12 protein-coding genes are annotated in these 16,474 nt (G+C 40.5%); 6 read left to right on the top strand and 6 right to left on the bottom strand.

The genetic code is table 11. The features are described 5' to 3' along the window. A partial coding sequence (locus JWR87_RS00505) for a hypothetical protein (protein ID WP_297814534.1) occupies nt 1-217 on the top strand: 217 nt, incomplete at its 5' end. A 105-nt stretch (nt 218-322) separates the two neighbouring features. On the opposite strand, the gene JWR87_RS00500 is transcribed toward JWR87_RS00505, so the two are convergent. Then, nucleotides 323-1,873, bottom strand: a complete 1,551-nt coding sequence (locus JWR87_RS00500; protein WP_297814532.1) for a SulP family inorganic anion transporter — start codon at nt 1,871-1,873, stop codon at nt 323-325. A gap of 437 nt (nt 1,874-2,310) precedes the next feature. On the opposite strand from JWR87_RS00500, the gene JWR87_RS00495 reads away from it, so the two are divergent. Then, a complete protein-coding gene (locus JWR87_RS00495) occupies nt 2,311-2,601 on the top strand; it encodes a JAB domain-containing protein (protein WP_297814530.1) in 291 nt (96 codons plus the stop codon). Nucleotides 2,602-2,689: 88 nt separating this feature from the next. Beyond that, nucleotides 2,690-2,806: a JAB domain-containing protein gene (locus JWR87_RS00490; protein ID WP_297814528.1), complete on the top strand. Its 117-nt coding sequence runs from the start codon at nt 2,690-2,692 to the stop codon at nt 2,804-2,806. Between the two features lie 217 nt (nt 2,807-3,023). Here the strand turns inward: JWR87_RS00490 and JWR87_RS00485 are convergent, their stop codons facing one another. The 3 genes from JWR87_RS00485 to JWR87_RS00475 form a co-directional block, all read right to left on the bottom strand. Further along, nucleotides 3,024-4,163, bottom strand: coding sequence for an efflux RND transporter periplasmic adaptor subunit (locus tag JWR87_RS00485; RefSeq protein ID WP_297814526.1), 1,140 nt, complete (start codon nt 4,161-4,163; stop codon nt 3,024-3,026). A 17-nt stretch (nt 4,164-4,180) separates the two neighbouring features. Further along, nucleotides 4,181-8,545 (bottom strand): CusA/CzcA family heavy metal efflux RND transporter, encoded by a 4,365-nt coding sequence (locus tag JWR87_RS00480; protein ID WP_297814525.1) that lies wholly within the window; start codon nt 8,543-8,545, stop codon nt 4,181-4,183. A gap of 312 nt (nt 8,546-8,857) precedes the next feature. Beyond that, nucleotides 8,858-9,235: a hypothetical protein gene (locus tag JWR87_RS00475; protein ID WP_297814523.1), complete on the bottom strand. Its 378-nt coding sequence runs from the start codon at nt 9,233-9,235 to the stop codon at nt 8,858-8,860. 323 nt (nt 9,236-9,558) lie between these two features. Here JWR87_RS00475 and JWR87_RS00470 point away from each other — a divergent pair, with 323 nt between their 5' ends. From JWR87_RS00470 to JWR87_RS00460, 3 genes are all read left to right on the top strand, one after another. After that, nucleotides 9,559-10,029: a RidA family protein gene (locus tag JWR87_RS00470; protein ID WP_297814522.1), complete on the top strand. Its 471-nt coding sequence runs from the start codon at nt 9,559-9,561 to the stop codon at nt 10,027-10,029. 86 nt (nt 10,030-10,115) lie between these two features. Then, nucleotides 10,116-11,225, top strand: a complete 1,110-nt coding sequence (locus tag JWR87_RS00465; protein ID WP_297814521.1) for a D-TA family PLP-dependent enzyme — start codon at nt 10,116-10,118, stop codon at nt 11,223-11,225. Nucleotides 11,226-11,239: 14 nt separating this feature from the next. Further along, entirely contained in the window at nt 11,240-12,334 is a 1,095-nt protein-coding gene (locus tag JWR87_RS00460) for a membrane dipeptidase (RefSeq protein WP_297814519.1), read from the top strand. Nucleotides 12,335-12,487: 153 nt separating this feature from the next. Here the strand turns inward: JWR87_RS00460 and JWR87_RS00455 are convergent, their stop codons facing one another. Together JWR87_RS00455 and JWR87_RS00450 are read right to left on the bottom strand one after the other, a co-directional pair. Next, the gene (locus JWR87_RS00455) at nt 12,488-14,071 is read right to left on the bottom strand and encodes a glycoside hydrolase (RefSeq protein WP_297814517.1); all 1,584 of its coding nucleotides are present in this window, start codon (nt 14,069-14,071) and stop codon (nt 12,488-12,490) included. A 141-nt stretch (nt 14,072-14,212) separates the two neighbouring features. After that, nucleotides 14,213-16,426 carry a GH92 family glycosyl hydrolase gene (locus tag JWR87_RS00450; protein WP_297814516.1) on the bottom strand — a complete coding sequence of 738 codons (2,214 nt, stop codon included), beginning with the start codon at nt 16,424-16,426 and terminating at the stop codon, nt 14,213-14,215. Between the last annotated feature and the right edge of the window lie 48 nt (nt 16,427-16,474).

Raw genomic sequence — 16,474 nt, 5'->3', positions numbered from 1 at the left:
CAACTTTAAGCTTAATAATACAGCTAACGAAGTAGCAAATAATACAAGCCTTGGTAAAAGAAGCAGGTTGTTTAGCAACCAATTATTTGATGGATGTAATTCTTTATATGCATCTTACTGCCTTCGTAAGTATATAAGAACTGATAACTGCACAAACGGCATTCTGCTGCTATTTTTTGCAACTGAAAACAAAGGCATGCAACGAGCCGCCCTTTAGGGCACGTTGCATTTATACTATAAACGTGTAAAAACGATTATAGTATTGATGGTATTGATTGATGGTATTGAAATTGTAAAAAAGGATTAGGTATAGACTAAATTGCTAACCCATGCTAATCTTATCAGTTGCCACTTTGTAGTGAGGGTCTTCAATAATATTTACCTCAATAACATCTTCAGCATTTTTAAGCAGCTTCTTACAGTCCTCACTTAAATGTCGAAGGTGTAATTTCTTACCTGCTTTCTTATAGCGTTCTGTCAACCTGTTTACAGCTTCGATAGCCGACATATCAACAACTTTGCTTTCTTTAAAATCAACTATGATTTCACCAGGGTCGTTAGGAACATCAAACTTTTCATTAAAGGCAGTCACAGAACCAAAAAACAAGGGTCCATAAATTTCATAATGCTTAATGCCTGCTTCGTCAACATATCTTTTTGCCCTGATGCGTTTTGCATTTTCCCAGGCAAAGACTAAGGCAGAAATGACAACACCAATCAATACGGCTAAAGCAAGGTTATGAAGCAAAATAGTAACACCCGCTACCAGTATTCCCACAAACACATCATGTCTTGGCATTCTGCCAATCATTTTAAAACTTGCCCATTCAAACGTTCCAATAGCAACCATTATCATAACTCCCGTTAAGGCAGCCATTGGCACTTTCTCAATAAGACTACTACCAAACATGATAAATACGAGAAACATAACCGAGGCAACAATACCCGATAATCTTGCCCTTGCACCAGATGATACATTAATTAGACTCTGTCCAATCATTGCACAGCCACCCATTCCGGAGAACAAGCCACTAAGAAAGTTTGCACTTCCTTGTGCTATACATTCACGATTACCATTTCCTCTTGTTTCAGTTATCTCATCTAGCAGGTTAAGTGTAAGAAGGCTTTCTATAAGTCCTACACCAGCTACTATGCCGGCATAAGGAAATATGATAAAAAGGGTCTCAAAAGTGAAAGGCACTGAAGGAATATGAAAAGGAGGAAATCCACCTTTGATAGAAGCAATATCACCCACAGTTTTTGTATCAACATTAAAACCGATAACAATAGCCGAAACAACAAGAATAGCTGCTAATGAAGACGGAACAGCTTTTGTGAGTTTTGGCAACCCCCAAATTATAAGAATAGTTAGCGCAACTAAGCCAAGCATTAAATAAAGTTGGTTACCGGTCATCCAATGTAATGCGCCGGTAGCATCAGGGGCTTTAAACTGAACCAATTGAGACATAAAGATGATTACAGCAAGTCCATTTACAAAACCAAACATTACCGGGTGAGGAACCAGCCTGATAAACTTACCCAGCCTTAAAACACCTGCCAGCATTTGTATTACACCTGCAAGTATTACTGTCGCAAAAATATACTCAACACCATGTGTCTTTGCTAAAGCAACTATAACAACTGCAACCGCACCGGTAGCACCGGAAATCATGCCAGGACGACCACCAAAAATGGATGTAATAAAACCCATCATAAATGCAGCATACAATCCTGTTAGTGGAGATAAACCTGCAATTAAAGCAAATGCAACAGCCTCAGGTATAAGTGCCATTGCCACCGTTAAACCAGCCAAAACTTCTGTTTTATAATTAACCTTCTGCGAAAAATCAAATAAATTAAAAATAGCCTTCATCTAAACCTGCTTTAAATAATAAGAAAATATATAAAAGGAGAATTGTTAATAGCAACAATTACATCAATGAAACTTACTGGCTGAAGATGGTTTAATACTCAAGGTGGAGTAACAGCAGAAGATGTAAGTAGTGGTCTCATCGGGGCAAAAGTAAAGGTTTTGTTCTATAAAGAAATTACGCACTCTTTTTCAGCTTGGTAATAAGTATGCATTAACTAATAGTATTAATATAAGAGCGTACATAAACGGTTGAAGAATTAATCATCCTCCATTCAAACAAAGTTAGGCCCGGGGCTTCTGTAGCGCAAAGAAAGACTACGGCATAAACGCAGCACCTACCCTGCTTAAGCCATCATTTATTCCGTTTTCTTTTTTGCTTTGTTGCCCAAAGCCACGAGTGCTCCATAATTAATTTTTGAATCTTTAAATCAAGAGTTATGGAAAGCATTATGAATGTATCAGCCCTATATAAAGTAGGTGAAATAGCTTTAATTTACAAATCAAAAGTGAAAGCGCCGACCCGTCGTCAAATTACTTTTGCCAGAGAAGCGTACGAGATCCTAATGAAAACGTGGGATAAAAAGAAGCTCCGATTTGTTGAACAGTTTAAAGGGTTGTTTTTAAATAAAGCGAATAAAGTATTGCATATTTGTGATGTTTCTACTGGCCGCATTTCAGCAACTGTTGCCCATACAAGAGGTAATATTTGCTTCTGCTTTAACAGCTAACTATTGCGCAGTCATCATTAGTTATTTTCGAAAGTTTTACATAATAGTCACCACCACTCCTCAGAGAAGCTAAAACCAGGCAGACAAGATGAACAGGTTACGTAAGATAAAACAAGCCCGACAACTACCTGACATTAGTTTGTTAGATCATGTAATTGTAACCACTAAGGGATATTATTCATTTGGAGAAGAAGGGCTGCTTTGAGGCCTTTTTTATTAATTATCTTATCAAATACCACGTTGTAACCATTGTACTTATTAAAGATAATAAAGGCGTCTCTCCTACCCTTCTTTCCCCCTTTCTATCAAACTATGATTTGCTCACCGTTACGGCTTTAACTCGCTAACATGTCTTGTAAACATTACAGACATAAGATTAGCAGATAAGCTTTATACCTACTAATCCTGTTTTACAGGTGGGCCTATTCTTCCCCGCTGTTTTTAATTTTCATCAATAAGGCATAGGCATTTTTAACCACAATGCTTTTGCCGGAGATATCTGTTTTTGTAGTGGTATATCCATTATCTACGGTAGCGGGCTCAACGGCAAACATCGAGAACTTATTTTTAGCTTCTTCTACAAATACGTAAAACTTGTTTTGCCATCGTACCACTGCTTCGTCGGGTACAGCGGTGGCTTGTATATTCGTCAACTCTATTTCTGCATTCATAAACATACCGGGAAGCAGGCTTTTATCATAACGTTCAAATTCGCAATGCACTTCGCTTGCCCTTTCATCATTAATATTTCGATTAATAAGCTCCACTTTTGCCAGGTGCTTCTTTTGAGAATTATTATTGGCATAGCACACTACTCTTTGGCCATATGAAAGATTAGCAACATCTTTTTCGAATACGGTAAGACTTAAATGAATATCGGCCGGATTAATCAGCTCGAACAACACATCAGTAGGGCTTACATACTTACCAATATTTACATTCACCTTGTTTACATAGCCATTAATGGGAGAATAAATATTTACATGACGTGAAATGTTATTATATCTTAACGTCATAGGGTTTATGCCAATCAATTTCAATTTTTCCTGCAATGCTCTTTGTAAAACACGCTGACTTTCGTAATCGTTTTTTACCTGCTGCAGCACCTTGTTACTCACAGACTGAGTTTCATTTAAACCTTTCTGGCGATTGTAATCGGCCTCTAAAAATTCGAGTTTGCTTTTGCTAACAAGATAGTCTTGCTGTATTTGTATGTATTGCTGGTCTTCGAGGCGCCCAAGCAACGATCCCTTTCTTACGGGCATGCCTGCAAGTAAATTCATATTTTTTAAATAGCCCCCCAATGGTGCGCTTACCGATATTATATTCTGGGGCGGCACATCAATTACCCCGTTTACTTTCAGAGTGCTATGTATTTCTCTTGTTTCAGGTTTACCCGTTACTATGCCTGCATTTTTTATTTGATCAGGTGTTAATTCTACCCAATCTACTGTAGTCGTTTCAACTTTTACGGTTGCTGTTGCTGCGTGTTCTATCTTACCTTCTTTACAAGCAAAAAACAATGTGCACAGTGCCGTTAAAGCAATAATATTTCTGGTCATTTTAGTTTAGTTTGAGTTTAATTGGTTCCGCTTATTTTTTCAATTAAGAAAGCAGCTTCATTTAGCTGTTGCATTACATTAAAATATTCACTTCGGATCTGGAGTGCCTGGTTAATTAATATTACCCAGTCCAGGTATCCGGCTTCACCATCGGCTAACCTGTTTCCAGCCGTTTTAATAATGTTGGCGGCATTAGGAAGCATTGTGGCTTGATAAGTATGTAGCAACTGCGTATTTCTCAGATAGACCTGTATCGCATTCTCCAGTTCTAAATTCAATTCCTTTCGAACTGCTTCAAGCTCACGTTCCCTTTGTGTTACCAATACATTTGAAGCTTTAATTCTTGCACGTTGTGCGCGTGAAAACAACGGCACTTCAATACCTGCTCCAACAGAGGAAAAACGCTGATTAGAGCTGAAAAACTTTTCTTCCGCATTACTGATCTTTTGCCAGCCAATAATGCTGGTATTATTGAAGGCAAAATTGAAAGAAGGTAAAAGTTTGCTTTTTTCAAGCTGATGCTGCTCCTGGCTTAATTGAACCTCCTGCTTTTGTATTGCTACGGCCGCAGATTGTTCTACCCGCCCGGTGTCGGGCAATACCTGCAGATGATACAGAGCGGTGTCTGCATAGGGAACAACAGCAACATCCGTATTTAGCAAGCGTTTAAACCGGTTTAATAAAATAATGTGGTCTGTTTGCAACTGGCTGAACTGGTTGGCAATTTGCACACGCTGGTTTTCAGCAGTGGATTTCTCCAAAATGTCGATATCGCCGGCTCTAAAACGCTGTTCGGTCTTTTTAAGGAAGTTGTTGTAAATGCTATCAGCTGTGAACAGCAGCGACCTTTTCTGCTCTATTATTAAAAGATCATAAAATACGTGCTTTACTTGCGCTTTTAACTCAACCTGGCGGCTACGGGTAGTAAACCGGCTGATACGCAGGTTGGTTTCATTAATCTGCCGCTGGTTCTTATATACAGTCGGGAACTGTAGCTTTTGTGATAGCGATAACCTGCTGTCATTGGCGAAACTATTGATCTTGCCAAATTCAAAACCAACGTTCGTTTTTTCTATATCTAAACCCGACGGCTTCAATGCTTCATAGTACGCTTCTTCTAATTTGGAAGCCTGTATGTTCAAATTATTTTTCAACGCTGTTTCAATGGCTTCGTTTAATGTCATTTTCTGCCGGGCAAATGAAGCAGCCGGTGCCAGCAACAAGATAAAAAAAGCCATAGCTGGTTTTATCTGCACTTTTAAATAGCCAAAACCTTTTTCGAACACGATATACAATAGCGGCAACAAGAAAAGGGTCAGCAGTGTAGAGATAATGAGGCCGCCTATCACCACGGTAGCCAAAGGTTTTTGCACTTCACCACCTGCTCCTGTACTTACAGCCATTGGTATAAAACCAAGTGAAGGCACTAACGCTGTCATCAGTACTGCCCTTAACTTTGACTTCGTGGCATGTATTACGATCCGTTTTACATCCGTCCAGCCTTCTTTTTTTAACCGGTTGAATTCGTTCACTAATAGAATTCCATTTAGTACTGCCACACCAAACAAAGCAATAAAGCCAACACCTGCTGAGATGCTGAAAGGCATATCCCTTGCCCACAAGGCGAAGATGCCGCCAATGGCAGAAAGCGGGATAGCAGTATAAATAAGCAATCCCTGCTTTACAGAGTTAAAGGCAAAGTAGAGTAAGAGAAAGATTAACACCAACGCAATCGGTACCACAATAGATAACCTTTCTTTTGCTGCCGTCATGTTTTCAAAAGAACCGCCATATACAACATTGTATCCTGGTGGCAGTTTCATTTGTTGAATTACTTTTTGTTGTAATTCCGTAACCACAGTCTGCACATCCTTGCCACTAACATTAAAGCCAACGATTATTCTGCGACGTGTATTTTCTCTTTGTATTTGGTTAACCCCTTCTATTTCTTCAATCAACGCTACCTGTTGTAAAGGAATTTGTAGTCCATTCTTTGTATCGACCATCAGGTTTTCTACGTCAGCAATGCTTTTTCGTGCCTCACCCTCCAGCCGCACTACCAGGTCAAAACGCTTCTCTCCTTCATATACTTCACCTGCGCTCTGCCCGGCAAAAGCAGTATTTACAACCCGGTTGATATCACTTACATTCAAACCAAATTTCGCCATTGCTTCACGATTATACTTAATCACCACCTGCGGCATCCCGGTTACCGTTTCTTCATAAATATTGATAGCCCCATCAACTGTTTTTATGATGTTATTTAGTTCATGGGCATAATAAGATAAAGTGTCGAGGTCCTCACCAAAGATTTTGCAAACAATATCCTGCCGCGCTCCGGTCATTAATTCATTAAAACGCATTTGCACCGGGAACTGGAAGCCAACCGTTATTCCCGGAATAACCGACAATTCCTTCGTCATTTTTTCTGAAAGCTCATCGAACGACGCGGCCGATGTCCATTCTTTTTTATCTTTTAGTATTACCATCATATCACCTGCTTCAAATGGCATCGGGTCTGTAGGTATTTCCGCGCTACCAATTTTTGTAACCACTTTTTCTACTTCCGGAAACTTGTCTAATAAAATTTTTGAACCTTTCTGCGTAGCATCAATAGTCGTATTCAAATTGCTACCCGTAAGCAGTCTTGTTTCTACTGCAAAATCACCTTCCTCCAGTTCTGGTATAAACTCACCCCCCATTTGTGCCAGAATAAAAATTGCGGCGGCAAACAGCACAAGAGTGGTAGCAATAATTGTCTTGGGAAAAAACAATCCACGCTTCAGCAGCGGCTGGTATCGTCGCTCTAACCATGCCATCATCCGGTCGGTTATCGTTGGCTTATGGCTCAGATTTTTACTCAGGCAAAGAGCGCTCATCATAGGCACGTAGGTAACAGAGAGAAGGAAAGCACCTAATATGGCAAAGGCAACTGTAAAGGCCATTGGCTTAAACATCTTGCCTTCAATACCCTGCAACGATAGAATAGGCAGGTACACAATAAGTATAATAATCTGGCTGAAAACAGCCGACTTAATCATCAGGTTGGTTGACTTATGCACTTCCAGGTCCATCATCCGGCTATCAATTTTGCCCATGCCCCTAAAGTGCTTCGAATGAGAAAAGCGGTGAAGAATCGCTTCTACTACTATCACCGATCCATCTACGATCAATCCAAAGTCTATTGCACCAAGGCTCATCAGGTTGCCACCAACACCAAACTTATTCATCAGTATAATGGCAAACAGCATAGATAATGGAATGACCGAGGAAACAATCAGTCCCGCCCGTAAGTTGCCGAGAAAGAACACCAGCACGAAAATTACGATCAGCGCACCTTCCACCAGGTTTGTTTCTACTGTTTTAATAGCGTTGTTTACCATCTTGGTACGGTCAAGAAAGGCTTCCACCACCACACCTTCAGGTAAAGATTTTTGTATTTCAACCATCTTCTCCTTTACTCTTTTCACTACTGCCGACGAGTTCTCTCCTTTCAGCATCATTACTACAGCTCCCGCAACCTCACCTTTATCGTTGTAGGTCATTGCTCCATATCGTATCGCTGCTCCATATTTTACAGTTGCTACATCCCGTATTAAAACCGGCATTCCGTTGCCGAGTGTTTTCACAACAATATTTTCAATGTCATTCAGGTTAGTGGTTAATCCTTCACTACGGATATATAATACCGTCGGACCTTTTTCAATGTAAGCGCCACCAGTATTCTCGTTGTTCTTTTCAAGTGCATCAAAAACATTGGCAATTGTTATGTCATTCGCTTTTAGCTGTCCGGGGCTAACAGCTATCTCATATTGCTTAAGCTTTCCTCCAAAACTGCTTACTTCCGCAACGCCCGGCGTCCCCAACAACTGTCTTCTTACAATCCAGTCTTGTATCGTCCGCAGTTCGGTTACATCATATTTGTGTTCGTAACCAGCTTTTGGTCTAACAATGTATTGGTAAATTTCACCGAGACCAGTGGTTACGGGAGCCAGTTGAGGCGAGCCAATGCCAGCGGGAATACTTTGCTGCACCTGTTGCAGTCGCTCACTTACCTGCTGGCGTGCCCAGTATAGCTCGGTGTTGTCATCGAAAACGATGGTTACCAGCGACAACCCAAAGCGGGAAAAGCTGCGTATTTGCTTAAGTCCGGGAATATTGCTGCAAGATTGTTCTATAGGAAAAGTAATCAACCGTTCTATATCCGGTGCCCCTAAAGAAGGTGAAACTGTAATGACCTGCAATTGATTGTCGGTAATATCAGGAAGGGCATCTATCGGCAGTTTAGTTACCTCGTAACTTCCCCAGCCAATAAGTACCACTATAAATAATCCTACTACCAACTTATTCCTAACGGAAAAGCCGATTATTTTATCGAGCATAAAGAATGATTAGTACACCGAAAAGCGCAGGTGTGTAAGTTTAATAGTGTGCAGAAACGTATAGCTTCATCGACAAATAATCGTTGGATTATACTTCAATAGTAAATAAGTAAGTTGTTTTTGGGGAGCCGGCGTGCCCGCTACTAATCGCCTTCCTTGCGTCGCACTCTTGTACTCTGTTAACGTTAATTAAGCAAAATAAAAACCTTGAATAATTGCTTTTACACCGGATTAAGCAGTCACATAAGCAATAAGATAGCTTTATTAATAGGTACAATACATGGCATGGCTAAGTAAGGCGCCGAAAGAAGATTACCCGATAGGAGGCCTCAATAAACACGAAAGAATAGTATTAGAGAATAGATTTTCCTTTCTAACCTCAAAAACTCTTTCATAAGAGTAGCAGACGGTTTTTAAGGTAATTATTTTTGATAGAGGACAAAATGGTATTTGAACAGTGTTATTGCTGAAATTCTTATAAGGAAGCTGCATATCCTTGTCCTGGTCATTGTCGTCAATGTCTTTACCCCAGTAATGCATTGACATAAAATCTAAAAAAGTAACTTTTCCATCTCTCTGCTGGTGTTCAATAAAATGGTTGATTAAAACAGGTAATTTGTACACCTGGCCCAAGGAAATATTATTTACTAATAATATTAAGAAAATTATGAAAATGCCTGTTTTTTTCACGGGGCAAATATAGGAACTCCATCTTATGGAATATTAATAACAAAAAATTTGTTTGATCGCTCCCGGCAGAGCCGGACATATGATATGTAGTTAAGACGGCAATTACCATAATTGGCACCCATCTTTCACGTCAGTTAGCCTTACTGTTATCCTAAGCCTATTTCCTTGCGGTCTTACACTACCTTCAAGCACACTGTATACATTTAGCTTTGCACCTACATCCCGTAAATTAATATTTGTCCCTTAAAAGAAATATCGCAATGTTAACCATACTGTATTGACTTTCTTTTCACTTTTGTAAAACATCATTTAAATCAATTAAAATGTATCCAATTTCTGCTGAAGAACAATTTGCTAAAACCGGTTTAACCCTGCCGCCTGCCCCAAAACCACTCGGCGTTTACAAACCAATTCTTATCGATGGTAAGTATCTGTATGTCTCGGGGCACGGACCGGTGCAAAATGACGGAACCTTGATTATTGGACGGATTGGTGAAACAATGGATATAGAAAAAGGTCACCAGGCGGCCCGGCAGGTAGGGCTAACCATTCTTGCAACTATAAAAGCAAACCTTGGAGATCTTGACAAGGTAAAACGTGTCATCAAAGTTTTAGGTATGGTTAATTGTACTTTGGATTTTGAAAAACATCCTTATATCATAAACGGATGTAGTTTATTATTTAAAGAAATCTGGGGTGAAGAAAATGGGGTTGGTGTAAGAAGCGCAGTAGGAATGGGCTCTTTGCCAGACAATATTCCTGTTGAGATTGAAGCGATCTTTGAATTGGTGTAGTTATCAAGAATGAAAAATTTTAGCCGAGACAGCGATCATAAAAAGTAACGTTGCGCCTTGGATCTTTTATAGCAAAAAAAAGGATAATGAAAGATTGGTACGAAATAAAAAACGTTGAAAAATTAGATTCACCCGCCCTGGTAATTTATAAAGAACGGGTTAAAGAAAATATTCGTGTATTACTGTCTATGATAGACGGTCCGCAAAGACTAAGGCCACACGTAAAAACACATAAATCAAAAGAAGTTTCCTTAATGATGCTGGAAGCAGGAATCGGCAAATTTAAGTGTGCAACCATTGCTGAAGCAGAAATGCTCGCAATGGTACATGCACCGGATGTCTTATTAGCCTACCAACCTTTTGGCCCCAAGCTTCAACGCTTTATTTCATTAATAAAAAAATATCCTGAAACTTCTTTTTCCTGCATAGCAGACAATATTGTTTCTGCAACAAATATTGCTGAAGCCGCTGCCTCCAACGGGGTAATCATACCTGTTTACATTGATATAAACCTGGGAATGAACCGGACAGGAATAACACCTGGTGAAAAGGCAATTGAACTTTACGAAATTTGCAGCTCATTAGACGGCTTACAACTGAAAGGATTACATGTATATGATGGGCATCTCAGGTCGCACAACTACGCACAAAGGACGAAAGACGCTGATGAAGCCTTTCAACAGGTGGAAGAGATGAAAAAAGCAATAGCTGAAAAAAATCTTGCAGAACCAATTATCATTGCTGGTGGCTCTCCAACTTTTCCAATCCATGCTGCAAGAAAAGATATTGAATGCAGTCCCGGTACCTTTATTTTTTGGGACAAGGGATATCAAGCCACCTGCCCGGAACAACCTTTTGTTACCGCCGCTTTGGTTATTTCGCGCATCATTTCTCTACCCCGAAAAAATACATTATGCCTCGATCTTGGGCATAAGTCGATAGCATCAGAAAACGAATTAGGTAAACGGGTGTATTTTCTAAATGCACCCGAGTTACAATTTATAGGACATAGCGAAGAACACCTCGTGGCAAAGGCACCAGAAGGGCACAGCTACAAACCGGGGGATGTTTTGTACGGACTTCCTTATCACATCTGCCCTACCTGCGCTTTATACGAAAGAGCGATCGTTATAGAAAATAATGAGGTTGAGGATGAATGGAAGATTATTGCAAGAGATAGAAAAATCACCATTTAGATAACCCTTTCCCAATGTTTATAATAGATGCACATCTTGATCTTAGCATGAATGCTTTGGAATGGAACCGTGACCTGACAAAGCCTGTTGCCGAAATTAATGCCAGAGAGGCAACCCTAACAGATAAGCCCGACAGAGCCAAAGCAACAGTTTCGCTGGTGGAACTGAGAAAAGGAAATATCGGGCTGGTAGTGGCCACACAAATAGCCCGATATGTAGCACCCGAAAATGCTTTACCAGGATGGCATTCACCCGAACAGGCATGGGCACAAACACAGGGGCAGGTTGCATGGTATAAGGCAATGGAAGAAGCGGGGGAAATGGTTCCGATAAAAGATCTTGCTTCTCTTGAGGACCATGTGGCCTTGTGGAAAGATGAATTAACGCAAGACAAAAAACCTATCGGTTATATTTTAAGCCTTGAAGGAGCAGATTCATTAATAACAGTTAAGCACCTTGAACGCGCGTGGGAATACGGGCTACGTGCAGTTGGACCGGCACATTATGGACCGGGACGGTATGCAAACGGAACTGATGCCACAGGCAAAATGGGACCTGAAGGAATTGCCCTGCTAAAAGAAATGGAACGCTTGAACATTATCCTGGATGCAACCCATTTATGCGACGATGCTTTTTGGCAGGCGCTTGACCATTTCAATGGACCTGTTTGGGCAAGCCATAATCTTACTCGTGCACTTGTACATCACAACAGGCAGTTTAGCGACGAACAGCTAAAGGCACTTATAGAAAGAGGTGCTGTTATCGGTGGCGCATTAGATGCATGGATGATGGTTCCAAACTGGGGAAGAGGAAAATCAACTCCTCGTGAGATGAATGTTACACTTAACACCCTTATCGATCACCTCGATCACATTTGCCAAATTGCCGGCAACACATTTCACATAGGAATTGGTTCTGATCTCGACGGTGCTTTCGGAAGGGAGCAATGTCCGCATGACGTGGAAACAATTGCAGACCTGCAAAAGCTAAATGACTTATTGAGCAAACGGGGTTATACAGAGAACGATATTGAAAATATAATGCATGGGAATTGGTTACGGTTTTTAAGAAATGCCTGGCAACCTCATCATCCATCTCCTTCTTCTTAAAGAGAAGGAGCGGTAAATTTTATTGGGGGCATAATAATTCTTCCACATACATGCATCTGCTTCACAAACTGGTAAAGTTGTAGCAGAGGGGCATCCTTCTCCTACAGGAGAAGGAACGAGGATGAGGTAAAAAACAGCTAAACCTCCATAGGGTCAATTAACAACAATAGTTGTTATTGAACGTGCGGGAAGCATCGCACTCTTCACATTTTTAATTTCAGACACTTTCATATTATCCTGGTTCAACGCTGTTGTAACATAGCCTCTCATTATTCTTATCGGCACATTTTTTAAATCGATGGATAACGGCTGTTGTTCTCTTGCATAGTTAATTGCTACAATCACCATTTTACCGTTATCACCTTTATAAGTCGAAATCATAGTCTTTTGAGCTGCTTCGATATCGTTTAAATGGTCGTTCCGCTTCACGTTCAATCGCTGCATACCAGGGCGAATAAACAAACTGTAATGGCCAAGTGCCCATAGATTTTTTGTTACTGTATAGTCACCATTAAAAAAGCCGGAGTCAGGCTTCAAAGCAATGAGATAATAACGGGTATCAAAATCTGCGCTACCGGGCTCATAAGCGTTCCACATATGCCAGGCTGTAGCATTGGCAACCGCAAGATCGTTGTGAATGATCTTGGCTAGAAATAAAGCGCAATCCATTTGAGTACGCCTGTCTTTAGAGCCCTCTTTATAACCGTTTCCAAGCATAGAATATTCAGATTGCCAGTAGGCAGCGTTGTATTTTTTTGCAGTATCTGCAACAGCTTTCCTGACGTTTACTATATTAGAATCCGTTACATCAGTGAAATAACTATGGCCGGCAACGATACGCGGAACAGTCTTGAAATTTCTAAAATTCAAGGCGCTGGTATCAGAGAAAAAATTTTGTATTTGTCTTGAGTTGGCAGAATTGTTACTATATAAATAAGTAAGCATGGCTGCTTCAGGAGTTGAAATTTTTGTCTTTAGTTTTCTTGCCTGTAACAAGCTATCCAAAGATTTTACCAACCGATGTATTTCTGGGTTTGTCCAGGATGAACCTTCCTGCTTTGCCGACCCTATCGTGCCGCTCCAATCCCACTGCGGTTCATTAACAGGACTTATATAGTTGAAGTGAAGCTTTTCCTTATCAAAATAGCTAGCAACGTCGGTGAGAAAATTCGCATATGCAACATACTTATCAGGTTTCAAATTGCTCAAGCCGTCTTTATTCAATTTGAACCCTAATCCGTTTTGTGTAAAATGAACAGGTGGTGTATTTGAAAATGCAATCAACTCTTCTACGCCATATTCCTTTGCTTTTTTAAGAAACCAGACATAGCCTGACTGTTTACTCCAATCATAAGTTCCGCCAGGATTCAAAAAACATTCTACACGACGAGCAGGATTTGAGATGCCGCTGGCTTGCCCTTGTTCTGCGGTGCCACCGCCTATATTAAACCGAAAGGCCGATAGTCCTATCCCTTTAGGGTTACCCGCCTTATCCATTTCACGACTAAACAATAATTCGGCGATATGCTCCCTTTTTTTGTCCGGCCAATACTTACCAATACCTTCCGAGTACCAGCAACCTGAAGCCCCAAAGCTTTCAATGATTTGTGCTTTATTATTTGGGTTAATAGTAATTGTAATTGGTTTGGCAGTTAGAACCTGTGCATTTAAAGGAGCGCCTGCGACTACTAGGAAAGCAAAGATTAGAGACGGGTTTATGAAAGGTATGGTAAGCATCGGCACAGTTAATTGTAGTTTATAAAGTTTGAATTTGCGAACGCTTATACCGGTCTTGCTCCGTTAACAACAACACTCTCCATACTTCATTCGATTCTTTAAAAAATATCATCTCTTTTTAAAATACCCATTTTTATCTTCCTATTTTGTCAAGATGCGAATGCTGCCCCCGTTTTTGAACAAGTCGTGCGACACGAAGTAACCTTCATTTTTCTTTCCGTCGACCAATATAGATGTTAATGCTCTGCCCTTTCCCGGTTTTGATATAGTCACTAGTTTACCGTTGCTTGTTTTCCACTTTACTTCGTCGAAAAGCGGAGCGGTGACGATGTATGTTGGATCAGTAGCAGAAAACGGATACAATCCTAACGCACTGAATACATACCATGCCGACATTTCTCCGGCATCATCCATTCCAGACAAGGTCAACCCGTCATGTATGCCGTATAAATTATTTAAGATGTAATCCAGTATCTTTTGAGTTTTCTCCGGCTTACCAATAAATGTATAAGCAAAAGGTGCTTCATGATCTGGCTGGTTACCCTGGCAGTATTGACCAATCATCGTCTCTACATTTCGGGCTATGTACTTCGGATTCCAAGGCACGGTAAAGAATGAATCTAATTTCGATTCAAATCCCTTCGGCCCGCCATACAGTTCAATTAGCCCCGGCATATCATGAGGCGCATAAAAGGACACCTGCCATGCATTTGCTTCCCTGTACATGTATTCGTAATAAGGAAATTCGGGGTTAAAAGGCTTTATCCATTCTCCATTCTCCAACCTTCCCCTCATAAACCTGGTAGAGGGGTCAAACATATTTTTATAATTTTTCGACCTTGCCATTAACATTCTGTAGTTAGCCGTATCGCCTAACTTCTTTGCTATTTGGGCAACAGAATAATCGTCATAGGAATATTCCAGCGTTTTTGACACTCCTGCTTTAGCCTTGGTTTCCACTTTTGGATTGGGAATATCAGGATCAGATATGTAGCCTTTTTGAATATACTCAGCAACATGAGGGCGTGCAGGACGTGGGCCATCTCCTACGTTCGCGTTTCGCAACAAAATCTCGTAAGCACCTTTAATGTCAAAATTATCAATTCCTCTTAAGTAGGCGCCAGCAATCGAAGAAGAGCCATGATCACCATGAAAGAAAGTTGGAATAAACCCTGTTTTATCCCCTACGTCCTTCATTGATTTAATGACATCCACTGTAACATCTGGTGTAACAAGGCCTAAAAGAACATCTTTGTTTCGGTAAGTATCCCATAGTGACGGCTCTGTGTAGTAGTTGAAGTCCGCTTTCACTACATTTTTTTTTGCGTCTCTAAACTCTCCGTTTAGATCGCTCCTTAGTGCCGGCCACAAGAATGAGCGGTAAAAGCAGGAATAAAACATTCCCCGTTGTTTGTCAGTTCCGCCTTTTACCTGTATCGAAGACAACAGCTTTTCCCATTTCTGGTTTGCTTCGTTGCGAATAGTAGCAAATGATTCATTACCTATCTCCTGCTGAAGGTTTTCTTTCGCATTTTCCACGCTTACAAATGACAGCCCTATTTTAAGTTCAACCGGTCCCGTGCTTCCATTGGCTAGTTGCACTATCGCAAATCCTGTCCGTTGGCCTTCATCTTTCTTATCTAATTTTTCAATTCTGGTATTCAGCTTTGCATAAAAATAAACATTCTCGCCACTTTGAAAACCCTGAACCGCACTGTCGCCCACTTGTTGAATGTTCCAGTTTAATACCCTGCTATTAGCTTTAGATAGATCAAATAGAATTTGCCTTGTAGTATTTTTCTTGAATTCATACTTATGGTAGCCGCACCTTAAGGTAGACGTCAAACTTACGTTCACGTTATAATCGTCGAGATATACCTGGTAAAAGCCTGGCGATGCACTTTCTCTCTTATGAGAAAACCGCGAACCGAATTTAGTACCAGGATTTGACAACGGAAGGATAGGAATATTGCAAAGATTCCAATGCCCTTTGTTTGTATGGGTAAATCCCACAATAACTGAATCCTCGTATTCATACCCCGCCCCGGAGCCGTATTCTGTCATGGGGCTTAATTGTACCATCGCATTTGGTAAAGCACTGCCCGGAAAAGTAAGTCCTGCCCACGACCTCCATCCCCTTGGTAAGTTATAACCAAGAATGGCAGAGTCCGTTAGGGGGGTGGTACCAACAAACGTATTCACATATTTAGTAAAACGGTTCGACCGCTGACTTTTAATTTCCGATGAAAAAACAAGCAGCATCATTGATAGTAAGTACGAAACAATGATTAATGGTCGATACGATTGGCCAATAATTGCAATTTTATAATGTTTGTCCTTACTACTAACGTTCATTATCTATTGTATTTGAATTATTATCTGATAGCTAAGGGGGGCGTAAAG

The organism is Segetibacter sp., assembly GCF_025963695.1.
GTDB lineage: Bacteria > Bacteroidota > Bacteroidia > Chitinophagales > Chitinophagaceae > Segetibacter.
Note: the sequence above shows the minus strand (reverse complement) of the source record. Positions and strands in the feature narration are given on the sequence as shown.

Excerpts from the sequence above, each read along its gene's own strand:
- JWR87_RS00455 (WP_297814517.1), bottom strand. The coding sequence starts at position 14,071 with ATGCTTACCATACCTTTCATAAACCCGTCTCTAATCTTTGCTTTCCTA.
- JWR87_RS00495 (WP_297814530.1), top strand. The coding sequence starts at position 2,311 with ATGGAAAGCATTATGAATGTATCAGCCCTATATAAAGTAGGTGAAATA.
- JWR87_RS00500 (WP_297814532.1), bottom strand. The coding sequence starts at position 1,873 with ATGAAGGCTATTTTTAATTTATTTGATTTTTCGCAGAAGGTTAATTAT.
- JWR87_RS00480 (WP_297814525.1), bottom strand. The coding sequence starts at position 8,545 with ATGCTCGATAAAATAATCGGCTTTTCCGTTAGGAATAAGTTGGTAGTA.
- JWR87_RS00490 (WP_297814528.1), top strand. The coding sequence starts at position 2,690 with ATGAACAGGTTACGTAAGATAAAACAAGCCCGACAACTACCTGACATT.
- JWR87_RS00470 (WP_297814522.1), top strand. The coding sequence starts at position 9,559 with ATGTATCCAATTTCTGCTGAAGAACAATTTGCTAAAACCGGTTTAACC.
- JWR87_RS00460 (WP_297814519.1), top strand. The coding sequence starts at position 11,240 with ATGTTTATAATAGATGCACATCTTGATCTTAGCATGAATGCTTTGGAA.
- JWR87_RS00450 (WP_297814516.1), bottom strand. The coding sequence starts at position 16,426 with ATGAACGTTAGTAGTAAGGACAAACATTATAAAATTGCAATTATTGGC.
- JWR87_RS00465 (WP_297814521.1), top strand. The coding sequence starts at position 10,116 with ATGAAAGATTGGTACGAAATAAAAAACGTTGAAAAATTAGATTCACCC.
- JWR87_RS00485 (WP_297814526.1), bottom strand. The coding sequence starts at position 4,163 with ATGACCAGAAATATTATTGCTTTAACGGCACTGTGCACATTGTTTTTT.